At 67.0% G+C, this 20,327-nt stretch carries 22 protein-coding genes; 6 read left to right on the top strand and 16 right to left on the bottom strand.

The window, feature by feature from the left end; genetic code table 11:
• Nucleotides 1-80: 80 nt before the first annotated feature.
• The 3 genes from A5787_RS07370 to A5787_RS07360 all read left to right on the top strand — a co-directional run bounded on the left by A5787_RS07370 (nt 81) and on the right by A5787_RS07360 (nt 2,992).
• On the top strand, nt 81-890 hold the full coding sequence (locus A5787_RS07370) for an alpha/beta hydrolase (RefSeq protein ID WP_066963855.1): 810 nt from the start codon (nt 81-83) through the stop codon (nt 888-890).
• A 135-nt stretch (nt 891-1,025) separates the two neighbouring features.
• Nucleotides 1,026-1,913, top strand: coding sequence for an alpha/beta fold hydrolase (locus tag A5787_RS07365; RefSeq protein ID WP_231993880.1), 888 nt, complete (start codon nt 1,026-1,028; stop codon nt 1,911-1,913).
• A gap of 161 nt (nt 1,914-2,074) precedes the next feature.
• Nucleotides 2,075-2,992: an NAD(P)H-binding protein gene (locus A5787_RS07360; protein ID WP_066964025.1), complete on the top strand. Its 918-nt coding sequence runs from the start codon at nt 2,075-2,077 to the stop codon at nt 2,990-2,992.
• 60 nt (nt 2,993-3,052) lie between these two features.
• Here the strand turns inward: A5787_RS07360 and A5787_RS07355 are convergent, their stop codons facing one another.
• Nucleotides 3,053-3,631 (bottom strand): TetR/AcrR family transcriptional regulator, encoded by a 579-nt coding sequence (locus A5787_RS07355; RefSeq protein ID WP_066963852.1) that lies wholly within the window; start codon nt 3,629-3,631, stop codon nt 3,053-3,055.
• 99 nt (nt 3,632-3,730) lie between these two features.
• Here A5787_RS07355 and A5787_RS07350 point away from each other — a divergent pair, with 99 nt between their 5' ends.
• Nucleotides 3,731-4,702, top strand: coding sequence for a helix-turn-helix domain-containing protein (locus A5787_RS07350; RefSeq protein WP_156763810.1), 972 nt, complete (start codon nt 3,731-3,733; stop codon nt 4,700-4,702).
• A 50-nt stretch (nt 4,703-4,752) separates the two neighbouring features.
• Here the strand turns inward: A5787_RS07350 and A5787_RS07345 are convergent, their stop codons facing one another.
• The 6 genes from A5787_RS07345 to A5787_RS07320 all read right to left on the bottom strand — a co-directional run bounded on the left by A5787_RS07345 (nt 4,753) and on the right by A5787_RS07320 (nt 9,101).
• Nucleotides 4,753-5,292 (bottom strand): DUF302 domain-containing protein, encoded by a 540-nt coding sequence (locus A5787_RS07345; protein WP_066963846.1) that lies wholly within the window; start codon nt 5,290-5,292, stop codon nt 4,753-4,755.
• Nucleotides 5,293-5,436: 144 nt separating this feature from the next.
• Nucleotides 5,437-6,243: an alpha/beta hydrolase gene (locus tag A5787_RS07340; protein ID WP_066963842.1), complete on the bottom strand. Its 807-nt coding sequence runs from the start codon at nt 6,241-6,243 to the stop codon at nt 5,437-5,439.
• Between the two features lie 371 nt (nt 6,244-6,614).
• Nucleotides 6,615-6,968 (bottom strand): hypothetical protein, encoded by a 354-nt coding sequence (locus tag A5787_RS07335; protein ID WP_066963838.1) that lies wholly within the window; start codon nt 6,966-6,968, stop codon nt 6,615-6,617.
• 73 nt (nt 6,969-7,041) lie between these two features.
• Nucleotides 7,042-7,971, bottom strand: a complete 930-nt coding sequence (locus tag A5787_RS07330; protein ID WP_255361715.1) for an AMP-binding protein — start codon at nt 7,969-7,971, stop codon at nt 7,042-7,044.
• Nucleotides 7,972-7,977: 6 nt separating this feature from the next.
• Nucleotides 7,978-8,286 (bottom strand): hypothetical protein, encoded by a 309-nt coding sequence (locus A5787_RS07325; RefSeq protein ID WP_156763809.1) that lies wholly within the window; start codon nt 8,284-8,286, stop codon nt 7,978-7,980.
• Between the two features lie 89 nt (nt 8,287-8,375).
• Nucleotides 8,376-9,101, bottom strand: a complete 726-nt coding sequence (locus A5787_RS07320) for an alpha/beta fold hydrolase (protein ID WP_066964022.1) — start codon at nt 9,099-9,101, stop codon at nt 8,376-8,378.
• Between the two features lie 260 nt (nt 9,102-9,361).
• Here A5787_RS07320 and A5787_RS07315 point away from each other — a divergent pair, with 260 nt between their 5' ends.
• Nucleotides 9,362-10,036 carry a helix-turn-helix domain-containing protein gene (locus A5787_RS07315; protein ID WP_066963828.1) on the top strand — a complete coding sequence of 225 codons (675 nt, stop codon included), beginning with the start codon at nt 9,362-9,364 and terminating at the stop codon, nt 10,034-10,036.
• Between the two features lie 52 nt (nt 10,037-10,088).
• Here the strand turns inward: A5787_RS07315 and A5787_RS07310 are convergent, their stop codons facing one another.
• The 9 genes from A5787_RS07310 to A5787_RS07270 are packed head-to-tail and all read right to left on the bottom strand — an operon-like array spanning nt 10,089 to nt 19,243.
• Nucleotides 10,089-11,303 (bottom strand): VWA domain-containing protein, encoded by a 1,215-nt coding sequence (locus A5787_RS07310; protein ID WP_066963826.1) that lies wholly within the window; start codon nt 11,301-11,303, stop codon nt 10,089-10,091.
• Between the two features lie 5 nt (nt 11,304-11,308).
• Nucleotides 11,309-11,950, bottom strand: coding sequence for an SRPBCC family protein (locus A5787_RS07305; RefSeq protein WP_066963823.1), 642 nt, complete (start codon nt 11,948-11,950; stop codon nt 11,309-11,311).
• A 13-nt stretch (nt 11,951-11,963) separates the two neighbouring features.
• Nucleotides 11,964-12,830, bottom strand: coding sequence for a MoxR family ATPase (locus tag A5787_RS07300; protein ID WP_066964019.1), 867 nt, complete (start codon nt 12,828-12,830; stop codon nt 11,964-11,966).
• Nucleotides 12,830-13,405, bottom strand: coding sequence for an NTP transferase domain-containing protein (locus tag A5787_RS07295; RefSeq protein ID WP_066963820.1), 576 nt, complete (start codon nt 13,403-13,405; stop codon nt 12,830-12,832). Before A5787_RS07295 ends, A5787_RS07300 begins: the two co-directional genes overlap by 1 nt.
• Nucleotides 13,402-14,274 (bottom strand): XdhC family protein, encoded by an 873-nt coding sequence (locus A5787_RS07290; protein ID WP_066963817.1) that lies wholly within the window; start codon nt 14,272-14,274, stop codon nt 13,402-13,404. The genes A5787_RS07295 and A5787_RS07290 overlap by 4 nt, the downstream gene beginning before the upstream one ends.
• Nucleotides 14,275-16,674 (bottom strand): aerobic carbon-monoxide dehydrogenase large subunit, encoded by a 2,400-nt coding sequence (locus A5787_RS07285; protein ID WP_066963814.1) that lies wholly within the window; start codon nt 16,672-16,674, stop codon nt 14,275-14,277.
• Nucleotides 16,671-17,153, bottom strand: a complete 483-nt coding sequence (locus tag A5787_RS07280) for a (2Fe-2S)-binding protein (RefSeq protein ID WP_066963812.1) — start codon at nt 17,151-17,153, stop codon at nt 16,671-16,673. Before A5787_RS07280 ends, A5787_RS07285 begins: the two co-directional genes overlap by 4 nt.
• Before the next feature lies 1 nt (nt 17,154).
• Entirely contained in the window at nt 17,155-18,033 is an 879-nt protein-coding gene (locus A5787_RS07275) for a xanthine dehydrogenase family protein subunit M (protein ID WP_066963811.1), read from the bottom strand.
• Nucleotides 18,034-18,064: 31 nt separating this feature from the next.
• Nucleotides 18,065-19,243 carry an XdhC family protein gene (locus tag A5787_RS07270; protein ID WP_066963809.1) on the bottom strand — a complete coding sequence of 393 codons (1,179 nt, stop codon included), beginning with the start codon at nt 19,241-19,243 and terminating at the stop codon, nt 18,065-18,067.
• A gap of 22 nt (nt 19,244-19,265) precedes the next feature.
• Between A5787_RS07270 and A5787_RS07265 the strand changes: the two genes are divergently transcribed.
• Nucleotides 19,266-20,231 carry a LysR family transcriptional regulator gene (locus A5787_RS07265; RefSeq protein ID WP_066963806.1) on the top strand — a complete coding sequence of 322 codons (966 nt, stop codon included), beginning with the start codon at nt 19,266-19,268 and terminating at the stop codon, nt 20,229-20,231.
• The last annotated feature ends 96 nt before the right edge of the window (nt 20,232-20,327 follow it).

The following is a 20,327-nucleotide window of genomic DNA, read 5'->3' as shown; positions in this document are numbered from 1 at the left end:
ACGTAGGTTCTGTCCCAAGCGCTTTGCCGATGGCTCGCGCCGATTGAATAGCATTCCCAGCACACACGAGGACACGAATTATGACATCGCCAGCAAAACCGCACCCAGTCATCTTCATTCACGGCCTGTGGATCCATTCGACTGCTTGGCAACCGTGGCTCGAGCTCTTCGAGGACAACGGCTATGCGGTTGCCGCGCCAGGTTGGCCCGGGGACCTCGCGACGGTCGCAGAGACACGCGCGAACCCGGACGGTATGAACGATGTCGGTATCCAGCAAGTCGTCGACCATTACGCGCAACTGATCGAGGCGCAGGGTGGCGTCAAGCCCATCGTGGTGGGGCACTCCTTCGGTGGGCTCTTTGCCCAGGAGTTGCTCGCCGAAGGTCTGATCGCAGCCGCCGTTGCCATCGACCCCGCGCCGATCAAGGGAGTCAAGGCACTCCCGTTTGCGCAGATCAAGTCGGCATTCCCCGTCCTCGGCAACCCTGCCAACCGGCACCGGGCGGTGTCTCTGACGGCCAAGGAGTTCCACTATGCCTTTGGCAACAATCTCACCGAATCGGAGTCCGACGCCCTCCACGAGGAGTTGACCATCCCCGGACCCGGTAAGCCACTGTTCGAGGATGCGGGAGCAAACTTCTCGCGTCACTCGGCGGCCAAAGTCGACACCCACCTGGCCGACCGCGGCCCGCTGCTGTTGACGTCAGGCACCGAAGACCACGTCGTTCCCTTCAAGGTCACCAAGGAGGTAGTGGCCATGTATTCAAAGGGCCCGGCGCAGACCGACTTCCATGTGTTCGAAGGACGCGGTCACTCCCTCACCATCGACGCTGGCTGGAAGGACGTCGCCGTCGTGGTGCTCGAGTGGTTGGCAGCCAACGGCTTTTGATCGCACGCGGCACGGCACGGTGGTAGGACCCACGCCGGCTACCGTCCGCAACCGCCAATGATGCCGAAGAATTCGGCGACAAATATTTCTCCGCCGCGGCTTTGTAACGCGGCCCAAAACAGATTGGAAATACAGATGTTTCAACGTTCCTGGCGCATGGTGCGCATGGGTGCACTCACGAGTACCGCTGCGGTGGCGTGTGCCGTGACAGTCCCATTAGCCGTCGCCGCCTGCGCACCGGCCGCGTCTCCACCGGCCGCGTCTCCATCCGGCGCTCCTGCACCCGCCGCGCCTACACCGAGTGGTGCGAAGCCCACCATCATTCTGGTCCACGGTGCCTTCGCCGACGCGTCGAGCTGGGGTGGCGAAGTCGGAGCGTTGGAGAAGCAAGGATACGAGGCACGCGCGATCGCCAATCCTTTGGAGAATCTGGACTCCGACTCCAACTATGTGAAGAACTTTCTCGCCACGCTGAACGGACCCATCGTGCTGGTCGGGCATTCCTACGGCGGATCGGTCATCACGAACGCCGCCGCAGGCAATCCCAATGTCAAAGCACTAGTCTTTGTCGACGCCGCGGCCCCCGATGTGGGCGAGACGACTGCCCAGCTCAGTGGAGCCGACTCGGTACTGAACCGACCCCAAGGCGAGCTGTTCGATCCCGTACTCCCCCCTGGCGCACCCCAGGAGCAAGCGCAGCTCTATCTGAAGAAGGACATCTTCCTCCAGCACTTCGGAAACGACCTACCGCCCGACCTCGCCACCCGCGCGTGGGCCAGCCAGCGGTCGGCAGCGGTGGCCGCGTTGTACGCACCGTCGAAGAACACCGCATGGAAGGACATCCCGTCCTGGTACTTCATCAGCAGCGGAGATCAGGTCATCACCCCGGCTTCGGAGGACTCCATGGCCGCACGAGCACACTCACAGGTCACACACTTCAACGGTGGCTCGCACCTGACACTTGTCTCACATCCCGACGCCGTCACGCAGGTCATCGAGGCTGCCGCCGCATCCGTCCACTGACCCGGATTGGTAGACGAGTGGTGTTGCTGCGGCTCGTAGTTGGACGCGACAGCGGCCCGTTTAGTCGAAGGCCTTGCTACTTGCCGCCCTGTCCGACGGCCACCATCTGATCACCAGGGGTGGTGCTCGAGATCCACGCCGAGAACCAGATAGGTAGACAGATGACCGAACTCACGTACCTCATCACTGGCGCCGGCGGCGGCACCGGCAGCGTCAGCCCCCGGGTCATCACCGCGCTGCTCGACGCCGGTGCCCCCGTGCGCGCGTTCGTCCACCGCGACGACGAGCGCGCCGCCGCGCTGCGCGAGCAAGGCGCCGACGTCGTCGTCGGCGACCTCACCAACCCTCGTGACGTCCACGACGCCCTCGACGGAGTGACGCGAATGTTCTTCTCCATGAGCGTCTCTGCGCACTACCTGGAAGCCACCACCGAAGTCTGCGCCGCCGCACTCGATCATGGACAGCTTGAGGTCCTGGTCAACATGTCACAGATGACGGTGTCGCAGATGACGATCGCCAGCACCGCCGAGTCCCGCCAGCAACGCCAGCACTGGCTCGCCGAACACGTGATCGCATGGTCCCGCCTGCCCGCCGTCACCGTGCGCCCCACGGTCTTCCTGGAGAACCCGCTGTTCAGTGCCCTCGCCGACGCCTCGATCAACGCCGACGGCACCCTCAACCTGCCCTTCGGCGCCGGCAAGACCTCACCGATCGCCGCCCGCGACGTTGCCGAAGTCGTCGCTACGATTCTGTGCAACCCGGCGCCGCACCTGGGGGCTACCTACGAACTCACCGGCCCCGCCCTCCTCGACCTCGACGGTCTGGCCGAGCAGTACTCCCAGGCGCTGAACCGGCCCATCGCCGGCGTCGACGTGCCCTACGACCAATGGCTGACCCGACTCGACGCAATGCGGGCGGGCCCCCACCTCACCCAGCACATCGCCACCATGGCTCGGCTGCACCGTGAGGACCGCTACAACCGCCTCACCCACACCGTGGAAGACCTGACCGGCCACCCTGCCCATACCGTCGCCGACTACGTGCGCGAACGCCACGGACTCCAACCACCAAGCCCCTGAGGTGTGTATTCGACGACGGGATCGCCCAAATGTTGCCAGTCGGATAGCGTGAGGCGTCCTTCACCAAGTGCGGACGTCGGCGGCGATGGTCTCGGCGGTCTTGGCGGCGGCTATCGGATCGAAGCGGGCGGTGATCATGAGGCCCATTTGGGCGGCGGTGAGCACCTCGGCCTTACGGTCCGGGTCATCGAGTCCCTTGATCGCGGTCAAGGCGTTGGTAATTGCGCTATGCAGCCGCTTTCGATAGTTGCGCACCATGCCGGCGACGGTGTCGTCGAGGATGTTGAGTTCGGATGCGGTGTTGCTGATCATGCAGCCGCGTTCGGCTGACGGCCGCGCTGACTTGCGAATACGACCCGCCAACGCGAGGAAGTAGGCGGCGATCTCTTCAGGGCCAGCATCGTCGGCTTCCATCGGTTCGATCAGCGGCCAGAGAATTTCTTCGCAGTAGTTCTGCACCGCTCGTGTAAATAATGCGCTTTTGCTTCCGAAGGCTTGGTACAGGCTGGAGCGGTTCAGGCCGGTCGCCAACTCCAGGTCGGTGAGGGAGGTGGAGGCATAGCCCTTCTCCCAGAGCAGGTCGCGCGCGGCGCGCACGGCGACCTGCTCGTCGAATTGTCTGCGCCGCCCGACCGTCACTAGCCGATCCTAGCTCTCCGTTTGACTTATTGAACCGATCAGTTCACAATAAAACGCAACCGATCGGTTCAGATTTCTGGCGAGGTAAACGTGTCTTATGTGACTGTCGATACCCGCCGAATGCCGCTCAGCGACCGCGCCGAAGCGTTGACCCAGGTGACGCGCGAGACCGTGGTGCCGGTCGACATCACGTTCACCCAGGGATCGCCGGTCACCGCTGCCGGCACCATCTACCAGTTGGGTGATTTGCAGAAGTTCTCGGTTCACTCCAACGCCTTGGGGGTCGAGCGGACACCAACGCAGGCCCGCGATGACACGCGCCCGTGCGTGTTCCTGGCGATGCAACCTTCGGGCACCAGTGTTTTGGTTCAGCATGGCCGTGAGGCATTGTTGCGCCCGGGTCAGCTGGTGTTGTGGGACACCACCGCTCCATACACCCTGTTCGATCACGGCGGGATTCGCCACCACTACTTCCGGGTGCCGATCGACCGGCTTGCTCTGCCGCACAACATGATTAGTAAATTGTGTGCGGTCACGCTGTGTCCGCAGCATCCGGTCACCGATCTGACGGCCACCTATCTGCAGCGACTGGGGACGCGTTGTGACATCTTCGAGCGCACTGATACGGAGCCGGTGGCACAGGCCAGCATCGACCTGGTGCGCGCCCTGTTGACCACCCACGCCGATGCCACCGAACTCGGTCGTGAAGCCATGCAGGCAACGCTGCAGTTGCGAATCATCGAATACCTGCGCGCTCACTTGCATGAGCCGAATCTCAGTGCGGCGCAGGTGGCATCGGAACATCACATCTCGGTGCGCCAGCTCTACAAGGTGCTCGAAGCGGCGCAGATCGGCCTAGGTGATTGGATCCGCACCGAAAGGCTGGAGGCGTGCCGGCGCGACTTGGCTGAGCCCGTTGCACAGACAGCATCGATCGCCGCGATCGCTCGGCGGTGGGGGTTCGTCGACCCATCGAGCTTTGCGCGGATGTTCCGCACTGCTTATGGGATGTCGCCTCGCGAGTGGCGGGACCTGCGTGCGGGCGCCAAGGGCGGCAGGACTCGCTCCTAGCCACGTCGTGGTCGTCGGCCCGCCATTTCGCACTCATGCGGCCTCGGCGGTCACTGCGTCGGACCGTCGTCAACGAACGCCGCTGCGGCGTCGACGCCGGCGACCGTCAGCAGGTGGACCACCTTGCGGTCGAGTTCGCGGCCCACGTCGGTGACGGCGGGATCGTTCAGGCTGGCAAACAAGCTGCTGGGCTGGTCGAGGCTGAAAATGGCGTCGCCGCTGGCATCACTGTGGACGAGGATGCGCAGCGGCGCGTACAGCAGAGCCAGCGACGAGCGGCGGAACATCTGCTCGGCCACGACGGGGTTGCCCAGCAGGTACTCCACGGCCGGGGTGTGGTGACCCGCGGCCGACATGATCGGTCTGGCGTCGATGGACGTAAACACCATCAGCTCGTGGGGTGCCGCGGCCCTTACGGCGGCGCGCACGTCATCCCAGTCGCCGCCGTCGGCGACGATCTGGTGTACGGCCTGGCGATCGAACACCGGCGCTGCGGATTCGAAGGCGGCGCGGAACTCGTCAAACGGTATGGCGGTGGCGATGTCGAGGCGCACGACGTGATGCGGTGTGCGGGTGGCCGTTGCAGACATGGCGTTCCTTGAGGGGGTCAGTAGTGACGGGACGCGCGGTCGTCGAGGGGAGGTGGGTTCGCCCATTTCGGGGCACCGCCCCGAGAGAGCCGGGACGGGTTCGTGTCTCCGGTCGTCGGTGGCCGGTGCGGCGCGACACGGAGGTCAGAATCCCTTGCCGGCCAACCATTCCAGGACAACGTCGGCGACTTCCTTCCACCCGTTGTCGATGGTCAGGGAGTGGCCGCGGCCCTCGAAGACGTGGAAGTCGGTGTCGCCGGGTCCCTTGGTGTAGAGGTCGACAACCTGCTTGGTGACCTTGAACGGCACCACGTGGTCCTCGGTGCCGGAGGTAATCAGCAGCGGCCCGCGGTTGCCGACGGTGACGTCGACGGCGGCGGCGGAGTGCCGCGACAGGTTAGCGCTGGCCTCTTCGAACAGCGGGCGTCCCGCACCGGGTATGGACCAGGCGTCGTGCGGGGCGTTGGATTCCTCGTCGGTCAGAGTATTGCCGAAGGCGTAGTGGAACTGCTTGGGTGTGAGCGCAACGGCGCGATGCCGGTTGGCGGGATTGCCGAGCACCGGGAACGCGGATTTCAGTTGCGCGAAGGGCAGCGCCTTGGCGCCTTTGATCGCCGCGGGGTCAAGTGCGACGGCGGCCGCGGCGTACCCACTGGCTAGCAGTTGCTGGGCAAACAACCCTCCGAAGGAATGGCCGATGACGATCGGTTTGACGGTCGGGGTGCCGATGATGCCGGCGTAATGGTTGACGACATCGGCGATGCCGACGTCGTTCATGGCGTCGGGATTGGCGCGGGTCTCTTCCACAGTGGGGGAATCGCCGGGCCAGCCGGGGGCTGCCGCGGCATATCCGTTGGCGCCGAACAGTTCGAGCCACGGTTGCCAAGCGCTCGAGTGGATCCACAGGCCGTGAATGAAAATGACCGGGTGGACCTTAGTAGGTGCGGTCACGGCAGATGTCCTTTCAGGGTGCGGTGGTCTCTCACAATGGATCGCCGGTTTGCGGTTGCGGTCGTTTACGACGCTAGGGCGGCACCCACACGGTTGCGACTCCGGCGACGTGTTCGTGCGCGTGGTGCACATCTGCGTGCACTGGGTGAGCATCGAGACGGCCGGTCAGCCAAGGGCACTAGCGCCTCCCGAAAGCGTTGTGCTGTCAGCAGGCAACAACGCGCCTTACGGGGAGATCGTCGAAGGTATGGCCACCAACACACGCGCTGAATTCCATACGAACAGAGGCGTAGACATCCCGCAACGAGTTCTGGGCCGCTCTCGCGAGCGTAGGCGCGTGGCAGCAGGCACCATCAACCGACAGCGGGCCGCTATACGTCGGTCAAGGCGTCGTCGAAGCTGACTTCGCCCTTCAGCCATCGCCGCAGCGACACCTTGCGAACTTTGCCCATGCCGTTGCGAGGGAGCGCGTCGACACACACTAGCCGGGTTGGCATGTACCAGTACGTCATACCCAGCCCGCCGAGATACTCGCGCAGTTCTTCCAGAGTCACCTGGTGAGCGCCGGCGGGAACAACCACCGCGCAAGCCAGCTCGCCGCCTTGCCCGTCCGGATAGCCGACCAGGGCCACGTCCTGAACGCCTGGATGACGCAGCAATTCGGACTCGACGTCGTTCACCGGAATCATGAACGCCCCGCCGATCCTGTCACCGGCACGACCCATCAGCCGAATCCCGCGAGGCCATCCGGCACCGCCACGTCACCGGTCTCGTACCAGCCGTCGTCGAACTCGGAAGTCACCACCACTTCACCGGTGTCGCGTCCCACCGTCGCGACACAGACGCCACCGCTTCGTATGAAGAGTTTGCCCGGATTTTCGCGGTTGATCTCGTCGTCCGATCGCAGATCCAGTTCCACTGACCGCAAGGGGCTGCCGTTGCTGTGAGCGGCCCAGTCCGGCGGATGGTCGGTACGGATCGCCGTCCCAATGCCGACTCGGTCATCGCCCAGAGCGTCTGCAGTGGCGTGCCGAACACCTTTTGGACGTCGGCTACCAGTGGCGCAGGCACCGTGGTGGCGCCGGTCAACATCGTGCGCAGGGGTGGAAGATCGTTCGGACCCGTTCGCTCTCTGATGGCTGTGAGCAGGTCGTAGATGAACACCGGCGCCGCCATCATTCGACTGGTGCGACTCTCGACCATGACCTGCAGACCCCGCGCCCCGGACCAGGAGTCAAGCAGAACGATCGAGGCGCCCGTGGTCAAGGCCGTGTGGGCCAACAAGTGGCCGGCGAGGTGCATGAGTGCGTGTGGGCAGAAGACGACGTCGGACTGCTCGAAGCCCAGCGCCTCGCACCGGCCGGCGAACGAGGTGTAAACGGTGTTATGGGTGTGCAGTGCCGCTTTGGGTTCTCCAGTAGTACCTGAAGTAAAGATGACCATCGAAACCGCGTCCGGATCATCCTTCACATCGTCGAGCGCCACCGAATGACGCTGCTCCCAGGCGGTCTCCTCGAACATCGAGGCGAACTCGATATCACCGTCCCCGGCCTGCCCGATCACTACCCGATGCCGCAATTTCGGCAATCGAGAAGCTGTGTCGCGCAATGGATCTGCGTGGTCGAGTCCAGCCCACCGGTCCACGGTGATGCAGACGTGCGCCTCCACGCGCCGGAGCATTCGCTCCAGTTCACGCGGTCTAATCGTGGTCATGGTCGGTGCGACGATGGCTCCCTACCGTGGCACCGCCTGGTAAAGCACCAAAGCCTGCCAGCAATTCGGCAACTGAATTGCCACCACATGCCCCTGCAGCACTCCAAGTTCGTACCGTGCACCCGAAAAGCGCTCGACGAGGGACGCATAACCACGATAGTTGATCAGCACCGGTGCACCGGAGGCCCCGAACGCGCTGATTGCCAACGCCTGCGGACTCTCATCCCGCCACCGGCGTAAATCACCGATCGGCCCAACGCCGCGCCACACCCCTGCGGCGCGGTACTCTTTCGTCCTCGACTCGGTCGGACGAATCATCAAGTACGACACCACAACTCCCTAAAGTTAATCGAATAATCCAGCACGCCAACACTCTCACGCACCATCGGACCGGCTCGCGGGCCCCGAAACTATCCCACTCAGTCGCGTCCAGCTTCGATGATCTTGTCGGTCAAAAGGTTTGGATTGGTAAAGATGAGTTCATGGCTGCCCGGCATTTGCACCAGCCGGTACAGCCCGAGCCGGGAGGACATCCTGGGATGCCACCCCCATTCGCCTGGCGGGAGCGCGATGTCGTCGGTTCCGTTGAGATAGCTCCGTGGCGTGTCCAATGCGTAGAATTTCCGCAGATCCAGCGGCTCGGCCATCTGCGGGTACGGTTCCGGCGACAACTGCGCATACGCCGCCGTAGCGACGTCCAAATCGGCGTCGTTGATGAACGTCTCGCGAAAAACCGAGAATGGCAGCATCACGGTGTTGTCCGGCGAGGCCTCCGCGAGCTGTTGAAACGACGCGCGAAAGTGCGGCGGCGCGACGTCAAGTATGCACTCCCCGTCGTTGAGGATGAATGCGTTCCAGAAGACAAGCCGCCGAACACGTTCGGGAATGGCCTCGACGACTTTGCAAACGATGCTGCCGCCGAAGCTATGGCCAACCAACACGATGTCGGTGAGATCGCGGCTGACGATGAAGTCCACGATCGACTGGGTCGCCGGGGCGTGGCTAACCTGTTTGCAGACGCCCTTGCCGTGTCCCGCAACGGTTGGCCCAAAAGCAGTGTGACCGCGGTCTTGCAGGCGGCTGATCACTGGGTTCCAGACGGATCCGTCGTGCCATGCGGCATGAACCAGGACGAAGGTTGACATGGTTTGGTCGTCTCCTTGGTTGGCTTCACTCACGGCAGAATGCCGATGCGTACTCTGCGAGCTGTCTGACTTGGGCAGTGGGAGCGGGTGAGTTCAAAGCGAGTACGCCCGGCATCGCGTTGCGTGCGAATCGGGTGATCAGCGCTGGGGCGGTACTGGGCGCTTCGAACGTCACGACCCCATGCTCGGGGATTACGGCTGCACCGTGAAGTCCTAACTTAGAACTCCACCGGTGCGCACGATGCTGCACAATTGATGACATGGCCACCTATCGTCAGTACTGCCCCGTCGCAACGGCGTCGGAGATCCTCGCCGAGAGGTGGAATCCGTTGATCGTACGCAACATGATGTTTGGCGCCGACACCTTCTCGGCGATCGCCAACGGAGTGCCGTCGATGTCTCGCTCGATGTTGATGAAGCGCCTCGACGAACTGCAGCGTGCGGGAATCATCGAAGCCCAACCCAAGCCCGTTGGCCGTGGGCACACCTACCGACTTACCGACGCCGGCGCCGACCTCGCCGGGGTGATTAGGGCTCTGGGAACGTGGGGCGAACGGTGGACGGACGTCACCGCGGAGCAATCCGATCCCGCCTACGCACTGTGGGCTTGGTGCCAGGTACAGCTCGACCGATCTAACCTGCCAGAAGGCCGAACAGTGATCGCCTTCACCTTTCCCGAAGAGCGTCCCAGCAAGCGGCGGTTCTGGATATTGATCGAGCACGGAGATGCCGAGATGTGCAACTCCGATCCCGGCGGCCAGATTGACCTCACCGTCGAGGCCAGCTCACGGGCGTTTGTCGACTGGCACCGGGGTGCCCGTACGTGGCGCGACGTGCTTCGCACCGGCGAAATCACAGTCGGGGGTTTGCAGAGGCTGCGCCGGGCACTTCCGACCTGGAACCTGCACGTACCCAACCCCACCAAAGCGATGTAGCACATTGCGCTCGCCTTGCTTCGCGCTTTGACCGCGCCGAGCCCGGTCGCCGTTACGGCGCTATTGATAGCCGCGGGCGCGTCAGCGCCAAAAGCAGCTCGCGCAGCCCGGTCAGCGAGTTCGCCGGCAGGAACAGGTCGCAATAGGGCAGGGCCGCGGCCATCGACCCGGTCGAGGGCTGGAATTCGCCTTGCGCCGCACGGGGATTGAGCCACACCAGCGTCGCGGCCCGGCGGCGCAACCGGGCCATCGCGTGGGCGAGCACGTCGGGCGGATCGGCGTCCCAGCCGTCGGAGGCGATGATCACCACCGCGCCGCGCAGCGCGTTGCCGTGGGGCGGGGTCAGCAGGGCGCCGAGGCTGCGGCCGATGAACGTGCCGCCGTAGCGGTCGGTGACCGTCGCGTTGGCTTTCTGCAGCGCCACCTCGGCCGAGCGGTGCGACAGCACCGATGTGAGCCGGGTCAGCGACGTCGAGAACGCGAAAACCTCCGGTCGCATGCCGTGCCGGCGCAGCGCGGCGGCGCGCATCAGATGCAGATACACCGCGACGTACGGCTGCATCGAGCGGCTCACGTCGCAGGCCAGGACCACCCGGCGGGGCCGGCGGCGGGGCCGTGTGCGCGCCAATTTGATTGACTCCCAGCCGGTTTCGCGTGAGGCGTTCATTGTGGCGCGCAGGTCGATGCGCTTGCCGCCCGCGCTGGGCTCGAACCGCATGCTGCGGCGGCGCGGCCAGCGCGCGACGCTTGCCTCCAGCCAGGAGCCGACCAGGCGGAGGTCTTGGGCATCGAAGCGGTCGAACGGCTCGTCGGCGCGCGCGGCGATGCGGCTGGGCAGCAGGTCGGGCAGCAGGACGCTCGTTTCGTGAGCGTCGTCGCCGGTGACCGCCCTCGCGACCCACGGCAATCCGTGGGCGCCGCCGCCGGATGGGCTTCCCGACCGTTGCAGCGTGCCGGCCCCGGGTGCTTTCGGCCCGGGAACGGGCAGCGCCGGTTCGGGTCCTTTGGTGAGGTCGGCCGAAGTGCCGCCGAACACGGCGTCGAAGACGGCGTCGAATGCGCCGAGGTCTTCCATCCGATTGACCAGGGTCAGCCGCGCCGACCAATACAGCGCTGACGTCGTGTCCGGCACCAATCGTCGCAGCGCCCGCACGAAGTCGCCCGGGCCGTTGGCGGACACCTGCATCCCGGCGCCGCGCAGGCGCGCCACCAGGGCGGCCGCGAACGCCGCCAGGTCGACGCCCCGCAACAGCAGTGGGGTGCTCACGGACGCTAACGCCTCCGGCGCAACACCCAGATCAGCACCAGCACGACGAGCACCGCGGCCGCCGCCGCGCCGTACTTCTTGAGCTGGTCGCCGCCGGCCAGGTCGAGCAGATCGATGGGCTCGGGTTCGGGGGCCGGGTGGCGCGGCCCGGGGGCGGATTCGGTCGTTGTCGGGGCCTCGGTGCTCGCCGGGGCCGGTGCGTTCTTCGCCGCCAGCTCGGCCTCCAGCGATTCCACGAACTGGCCCAGCAGCTTCTCCGAAACCTGTTGCAGCATGCCGCCGCCGAACTGGGCCAGCTTGCCGACGATTTTGAGATCGGTGTCGACGGTGACGCTGGTGTGCCCCCCATCCTCGTGCAACTGGGCGGTGACCGTGGCGGCGGCGTTGCCGGTGCCCCGCGATTCCTTGCCCTTGCCGTCGATGACCGCCCGGTGCTGGTCGCGGTCCAGCTCGACGAAGCGCACCTTGCCGCTGAACTCGCTGGTCACCGGCCCGACCTTGACTTTCACCTTGCCGAGGTAGTCGTCGCCCTCGTGGCCGGTCAGCTGCGCCCCGGGCATCAGCGGGATCACCTGCTCCAGGTCGCACAACACGTCCCAGGCCTGCTCGATGGGCGCGCTGACGGTGAACTGGTTGGCGATCTTCATGCGGTGGGTCCTCTCAGGTGCGGCTGTATTCGGCGTACGCGTCGCGAATCAGAGTACGGTCGTCCGGAGTCTTGGCCAGCGCCCCCAGGGTGGCGACGGCCTTGTCGTCGACCAGATCGGCGACGCCGAGCGACACCAGCGCCGCGACCCAGTCGATCGTCTCGGCGACGCCCGGCGGCTTGTCCAGGTCGAACTCGCGGGCGCGGCCAATGAACTGCGTCGCGTGCTCGATGAGCGGCGCCGTCGCGCCCGGCACCGTCCGGCGGACGATGGCCGCGGCCCGGGCCGGCTCCGGGTAGTCGATCCAGTGATACAGGCAGCGGCGGCGCAGCGCGTCATGCAGGTCGCGGCTGCGGTTGGAGGTCAGCACCGCGATCGGCGGCCGTTCGGCAACGAAGGTGCCCAGCTCGGGCACCGTGACCGCGGATTCCCCGAGGAATTCCAGCAGCAGCGCCTCGAATTCGTCGTCGGCGCGGTCGATTTCGTCGATCAGCAGCACCGGAGGGGTCGGCCCGCGATGGCGCACACATCGCAGGATGGGGCGGTCGACGAGGTATTGTTCGGTGTAGAGGTCCGCTTCTTCGATGCCCCTGCCGCTGGCCTCGGCCAGCCTGATGGACAGCAACTGGCGTTGGTAGTTCCAGTCGTAGAGCGCCTCGCCGGCGGTCAGGCCCTCGTAGCACTGCAGCCGCACCAGCTCGGTGTCCAGCACCGCCGCAAGGGTTTTCGCGGCCGTGGTCTTGCCGACCCCGGGCTCCCCTTCCAGCAGCAGCGGACGACCGAGCGTGACGGCCAGATAGATCGCCGACGCGGTGCCCGTATCGAGCAGGTAGTCGCGGGCGTCGAACCGGGTGACCACGTCCTCCACGCCGTCAAACATCACAATTTCACCAGGCGCTGGTAGTCGTCCCAGGTGTCAACGTCGAGCGGGACCGGGCCGGCTATCGCCAACTCGCGCACCCGGTGCCGGCCCGATTCCACCAGCTTCCACACCGCCTTGTCGCCGTGCAGCTCGCGGAGCGCACGGAACACGCTGCGGCCCAACCAGAACGGATGACCGATGCCGTCGTCGTAGCGGCACACCACGATGCCGGCGAAAGGTCCCTCGTCGATCATTCGCTGCAGCGTAGCCGGCTGCACGCCGGGCTGATCGCCGAGCATCAGCACGATCCCGTCGGCCCGCGGATCAACCCGGTCCAGCGCGGCCCGCAGCGAGGCCGCACACCCTGTTGCGGCGTCGTCGACGGGCACCACGTCGGTCCCGTCGAGGCGCACCGCGGCGCGCACCGCCTGGGCCGCGCCGCCGAGCGTGACGATGAGCTGGTCGAATCCCGCGCCGCGCGCGACCCCGAGGGTGGCGCCCAGGAGGGTCGTATCCCGGTATGGCAGCAGCTGTTTGGGGGTCCCAAGCCTGCGCGAACTGCCGGCCGCCAGCACGACACCGGTGACGGTCATGCGCCCGCTTTCCCGGCGGCGAACGCCGCGCGGCAGCCCGGGCCGCAGAACCAGTAGTCCGCGCCGGCCACCCGCAGGTGCTCGGTGTCGGGCCCAATCGTCACCGTCATGCCGCACACCGGATCGACCGTGCCGGAAGTCGTGCTCGGTGGCGCGACGGTGCGGCACAGGTCGCCGTCGCGGATGCCGGCGACCAGCTCGGCGGCGATCGAGACCGCGATCTCCGCGGGGGTCCTGGCGCCGATGGCAAGCCCGACCGGGGTGTGCACCCGGGCCCGCTCGGCGTCGGAGAGGTCAAGCTGGCCGAGGATGGCGGCGCCGCGTACCTTGCTGGCCACCAGGCCGACGTAGCCGGCGCCGTGATCCAGTGCCGCGCGGATGATTTCGGCCTCCGGCCCGCCATGGCTGGCGATCACCACCGCCGTGGCCTCGCCGAGGTCGGTGCCGCGGCGGACGTCGTAGCCGAGTACCCCGCACAGCTGGGCCAGCGCCTCGGCGATCGGGGTGGCCCCGTGGATCTCGATCAGCGGAGCCGGCAGTTGCGGGGTCAAGAAGATCTCCAGCGATCCGCCGGACAGGCACGGGTTGACGACGACGCAGGCGCCGGGCGCCTCGGGAAAGTGCACGTCGCCGTCGGGAAGCACCCGCAGCAACACGCTCTCGCCCGCCTGCAGCGCGCCCAGCGCCGCCTTGCGCACGGAGTTCTGGGCGCACTGACCGCCGACGAAGCCCTCGATGGTGCCGTCCGCCAACAGGATTGCCTCGTCGCCCGGGTAGGACGAGGTGGGCGGCTGGGCGCGCACCACGGTCGCGTGCACGAAGGGTGTCCGTGCCGCCAACAGCTCCTGGGCGCGCTCACTGATCGTCATCTAGATCGGCGGCCTCGCTCTGCCCTGCATCGCCTCCCACACCCGCGACGGCGTCAACGGCATGTCGGCGTGCCGAACCCCGAACGGCGCCAGCGCATCCACCACCGCGTTCACCACGGCCGGGGGCGAACCCACGGTGGCCGATTCGCCGATGCCCTTGGCGCCGATCGGGTGATGCGGCGACGGGGTGACGGTGTGTCCGGTCTCCAGGTGCGGCACCTCCATCGCGGTCGGGATCAGGTAGTCCATCAGCGACCCGCCCAGGCAGTTGCCGTCGTCGTCGAACGCGATCATCTCCATCAGCGCCATCCCGATACCGTCGACGATGCCGCCGTGCACCTGGCCCTCGATGATCATCGGGTTGATCCGGGTGCCGCAGTCGTCGACGGCCAGGAAGCGCCGCACCTTGACCACCGCGGTGCCCGGATCCACGTCCACCACACAGAAATACGCGCCGTAGGGATAGGTGAGATTCGACGGGTTGTAGCAGACCTCGGCGTCCAGCCCGCCCTCGATGCCCTCGGGCAGGTCGCCGGCGCCGTGCGCGCGCATCGCGATGTCCTGGATCGTCACCGATGCCGACGGGTCGCCCTTGACGTGGAAGGAGCCCTTCTCCCACTCCAGGTCGGCGACCGAAACCTCGAGCATGCCCGAGGCGATGATCTTCGCTTTGTCGCGCACCTTGCGGGCCACCAGCGCTGCGGCCCCGCCCGACACCGGGGTCGACCGGCTGCCGTAGGTGCCCAGCCCGAACGGCGTCTGGTCGGTGTCGCCGTGCACCACCTCGATGTCGTCGGGCGGGATGCCCAGCTCCTCGGCGACGATCTGCGCGAACGTCGTCTCATGCCCCTGGCCCTGGCTCTGAACCGACAGTCGGACAACGGCTTTGCCGGTGGGGTGCACCCGCAGCTCGCAGCCGTCGGCCATGCCGAGGCCGAGGATGTCCATGTCCTTGCGCGGCCCGGCGCCGACGGCCTCGGTGAAGAAGGCCATGCCGATGCCCATCAGCTCGCCGCGCGCCCGCCGCTCCTGCTGCTCGGCACGCAGTGCCTCATAGCCGATCATGTCCATCGCCTTGCGCATGGTGGCCTCGTAGTCACCCGAGTCGTACGTCCAGCCGGTCTTGCTCTGGTAAGGGAATTGCTCGGGGCGCAACAGGTTTCGCAGCCGCAGCTCGGCCGGGTCCAGTTTGAGGTCGAAGGCCAGGCAGTCCACCAGCCGCTCGACGAAATACACCGCCTCGGTGATCCGGAACGAACACGCGTAAGCCACCCCGCCGGGCGCCTTGTTGGTGTACACGGCGGTCATGTGGCAGTAGGCGGCCTCGAGGTCGTAACTGCCGGTGAACACCCCGAAGAAGCCGGCCGGGTATTTCGTCGGTGCCGCCTGGCCGTTGAACGCGCCGTGGTCGGCCAGCACGTTGGAACGGATCGCCAGGATCTTGCCGTCGTTGGTGGCGGCGATTTCGCCGACCATGATGTAGTCGCGGGCGAAGCTGGTGGAGGTCAGGTTCTCGCTGCGGTCCTCCATCCATTTCACCGGCTTGCCCAGCAGCAGCGAGCCGACGATCGCGCAGACGTAACCGGGGTAGATCGGCACCTTGTTGCCGAACCCGCCGCCGATGTCGGGCGAGATCACCCGGATCTTGTGTTCGGGCAGGCCGGCGACCAACGCGTACAGGGTGCGGTGGGCGTGCGGCGCCTGCGAGGTGGTCCACAACGTCAGCTTGCCGGTCACCGGGTCCAAATCGGCCACCGCGCCACAGGTTTCCATCGGCGCGGGGTGCACCCGGGGGTAGACGATCTCCTGCTTGACGACGACGTCGGCGCGCGCGAACGCCGCCTCGGTGGCCGCCGCGTCGCCGGTCTCCCAGTCGAAGATGTGGTTGTCGGTCTTGCCGTCGAGGTCGGTGCGGATCACCGGCGCGGACGGCTCCAGCGCCTTGCGCACGTCGACGACGGGATCCAGCGGGTCATAGTCGACGTCGATCAGCTCCAGCGCGTCGCGGGCCGAATACCGGTCCTCGGCGACGACGAACGCCACCTCCTGGCCCTGGAACCGGACCTTGTCGGTGGCCAGTACGGCCTGCACGTCGTTGGACAGCGTCGGCATCCAGGCCAGGCCCTTCTCGGCGAGGTCCGCGCCCGTCACCACCGCCTTGACCTTCGGATGCGCAAGGGCCGCAGTCACATCGATGCCGGCGATGCGGGCGTGCGCGTAGGGCGAGCGCAGGATCGCCAGGTGCAGCATGCCCGGCAGCGCGACGTCGTCGACGTAGGTGCCGCGGCCACGGATGAAGCGCGGGTCCTCCTTGCGCAGCATCCGGCCGTGGCCGCAGGGCTTTTGGTCGTTGTCGGCGGTGTCTTCGGGTGAGGGCGGGCGCGACTCGATGGTGGTCATGATCCGGCCTCCGCGGGAGCTGCGTGGGACGCGGCCCACTGAATGGAACGCACGATCGTGGTGTATCCGGTGCAGCGGCAGATCTGCCCGGAGATCGCCTCCCGGATGGTTTCCTCATCGGGATTGGGATCGCGGTCCAGCAGGGCGCGGGCGGTGATCATCATTCCCGGTGTGCAGAAGCCGCATTGCAGCCCGTGGCAGCGCATGAACCCTTCCTGAATTGGGTCCAGAGCTCCGGCTAGCCCCGCTAGTCCCTCTACGGTCCGGACGCTGTGGCCCGACGCCATCACGGCCAGCATCGTGCAGGACTTCACCGGCACCCCGTCGACGTCGACCACGCACGTCCCGCAGTTGCTGGTGTCGCAGCCCCAGTGGGTTCCGGTGAGCCGCAACTGATCACGCAGGAAGTGCACGAGCAGCGTCCGGGGTTCGACCTCGGCGCTCACCTGTTCGCCGTTGACGGTCATGTTCACCTGCATGTCAGCTCCTTTGTCCGCGCACCCGCTCGGCAGCGGTGCGCAGCGTGCGGATCGTCAGTTCGGAGGCCAAGTGCCGCTTGTACTCCGCGGTGCCGCGCACGTCGGTCGCCGGATCGCAGGCCTCGGCCGCGCGGTGGCCCGCCTCGGCGAACGTCTCCTCGGTGGCCGGCCGGCCGACCAGGGCAGCCGCGAGCTCGGCCAGCGCGCCCGGGTCGGGGTTGACCGCCGTGAGGCCCACGCGCGCGGCCACGATTTCGGTGCCGTCCAGCGTGACGGTCGCCCCGGCCGCCGTCACCGCCCAGTCCCCCACGCGCCGCTCCACCTTGGCGTAGGCGCTGGAGGTATTGAGCCGCACCGGGATTCGGGCCTCGACCAGGATCTCGTTGTGCGCCAGGGTGGTCTCGTAGGGCCCGGCGACGAACTCGTCGATCGGTATTTCGCGTTCGCCCGAGGGCCCGCGGGCCAGGCACACCGCGTCCAGCACGCTGCACACCGTCACCAGGTCCTCGGCCGGATCCGCCTGGCACAGCGAGCCGCCCAGGGTGCCGCGATTGCGGACCACCGGGTCGGCGATCACCCGTTCGGCGTCCCGGAAGATCGGGCACACGGCGACCAGGGTGTCGGACTCGAGGATCTCGCGGTGGCGGGTCATGGCGCCGATGCGCACCAGGGTCGGATCGGTGATCACGTATCCGAGCTCGGGTGCCAGGTCGTTGATGTCGATGAGGTATTCCGGGTTGGCGATGCGCAGCTTCATCATCGGCAGCAGGCTGTGCCCGCCCGCGATCACCCGGGCCCCCTCCCCCAGCCGATCCAGCAGCCCGACGGCGTGGTCGACGCTGGTTGCACGTTCGTATTCGAAGGGTCCGGGTACTTGCATTGCAGCAGTGTCAGCCCCGCTGACATGGGCGTCAATAGCGAGTTAAGTAATCCCTGAACTCGCCCGTTACCTGCGGGTCCGGCGCGTCGTGGTGGATTCTCCCGGCGGTCTCGGTCAGCGGGCGGCCCCCGCCGCCCCAGCGCTTGGCGATGATGTCGGCGGCGATCGACACCGCCGTCTCCTCGGGGGTGCGGGCGCCGAGATCCAGCCCGATCGGGCTGGACAGCCGGCCCAGTTCGGCGTCGGTCAGCCCCGCGGCGCGAAGCCGGCTCATCCGGTCGTCGTGGGTGCGGCGCGATCCCATCGCGCCGACGTATCCGACCCGGGGCAGCCTGAGCGCCACCTCCAGCACGGGGACGTCGAACTTCGGGTCGTGGGTGAGCACGCAGATCACCGTGTTCTCGTCGATGGCGCCCGCCTGCGCCTGGGCGGTCAGGTAGCGGTGCGGCCAATCGACGACGACGTGGTCGGCCGTCGGGAAGCGCACCGGCGTGGCGAAGACCTCGCGGGCGTCGCAGACGGTGACCCGGTAGCCGAGAAAGGAGCCCTGCTGAGCGAGGGCGGCGGCGAAGTCGATGGCGCCGAACACCAACATCCGCGGGCGCGGCGCGAAGCTGGAGACGAACACCTCCATGCCGTCGCCGAGGCGCTGCCCGTCGGGCCCGTACTTGAGCACGTCGCTGCGGCCCACCGCCAGCAGGCCGCGCGCGTCGTCGGCGACCGCCGCGTCGGCGCGCGCCGAACCCAGCGATCCCGCGACGGGGCTCTTGGGGTCGGCCCGGACCACGACCCGCCGCCCCACCCACCCCGCGTCCGGGTGGGCGATGACGGTCGCGATCGCGACGGGACGGTTCTCGCCGATGTCGTCGGCGACGGCGCCGAGCTCGGGGAACGTCGCCCGCGAAATCGGCTCGACGAAGACGTCGATGATCCCGCCGCACGTCAGCCCGACGGCGAACGCGTCGCCGTCGCTGACGCCGTAGCGCTCCAGCCGTGGGGTGCCCGTCTTCGCCACCTCGGTCGCGACCTCGTACACCGCGCCCTCCACGCAGCCACCCGACACCGACCCGGCCACCGTCCCGTCGGCCGCCACCACCATCGAGGCCCCCGCCGGACGCGGCGCGGACCGGAAGGTCCGAACCACCGTCCCGAGCCCCGCGGTGTCGCCGGCACGCCAGGTCGACACCAGCTGGGCAAGCACGTCACGCACTCTCTCAAAGTAGGCTCATGGCGTGACTCCGGCTCAACTTAGGGCCTATTCGGCGGTGGTCCGCCTGGGTTCGGTGCGGGCCGCCGCGGCGGAGCTGGGTGTTTCCGACGCCGGCATCTCGATGCTGGTGACCTCCCTGCGCAAGGAGCTCGACGACCCGCTGTTCACCAGGACGGGCGCGGGGCTGGCTTTCACGCCCGGCGGGTTGCGGCTGGCCAGCCGCGCGGTCGAAATCCTCGGGCTGCAGCGACAAACCGCGATCGAGGTCACCGAGGCCGCCCACGGCCGCCGGCTGCTGCGGATCGCCGCGTCCACCGCGTTCGCCGAACATGCCGCGCCGGGGCTGATCGAGCTGTTCTCGTCGAGGGCCAACGACCTGTCGGTGGAGCTGAGCGTGCATCCGACGAGCCGGTTCCGCGACCTGATCTGCTCGCGCGCCGTCGACATCGCGATCGGCCCGGTGAGCGAAAGCTCGATCGCGCCCGACGACACGATCTTCGTGCGACCCTTCCTCAAATATCAGATCATCGCCGTCGCCGCGCCGAACAGCCCGGTGGCGGTGGGGATTCCGGCGCCGGCGCTGCTGCGCCAGCAGCAGTGGATGCTCGGCCCGTCGGCGGGGAGCGTCGACGGTGAGACCGCACACATGTTGCGCGGCTTGGCCATTCCGGAGTCACAGCAGCGGATCTTCCAAAGCGACGCCGCCGCCCTCGAGGAGGTGCAGCGGGTCGGCGGCGTCGGCTTGACGATCGGTTTCGCCGTCGCGAAGGATCTGGCGGCCGGGCGGTTGACCCACGTGTCGGGCCCGGGCCTGGACCGGTCCGGCGAGTGGGGAGCGGCGACGCTGGCCCCCTCGGTGCGCCAGCCCGCCGTGTCCGAGCTGGTCCGCTTCATCACCACCCCGAGGTGCACGCAGGCGATGATCCGCGGCTCCGGCGTCGGCGTGACGCGGTTCCGCCCGAAAGTGCATGTGACGCTGTGGAGTTAAGTGTGCGCCTAGGGCTTTCGGCGTGAATCCAGGGCGAAAAAATCGTCGAAATCCCGCCGTGTGTACACACGGGAAGCCGTCACTTCACATTGAGAG

It is taken from the genome of Mycobacterium sp. 852002-50816_SCH5313054-b, from assembly GCF_001667185.1.
Lineage (GTDB): Bacteria > Actinomycetota > Actinomycetes > Mycobacteriales > Mycobacteriaceae > Mycobacterium.
This window is presented reverse-complemented; position numbering and strand designations above follow the sequence as displayed.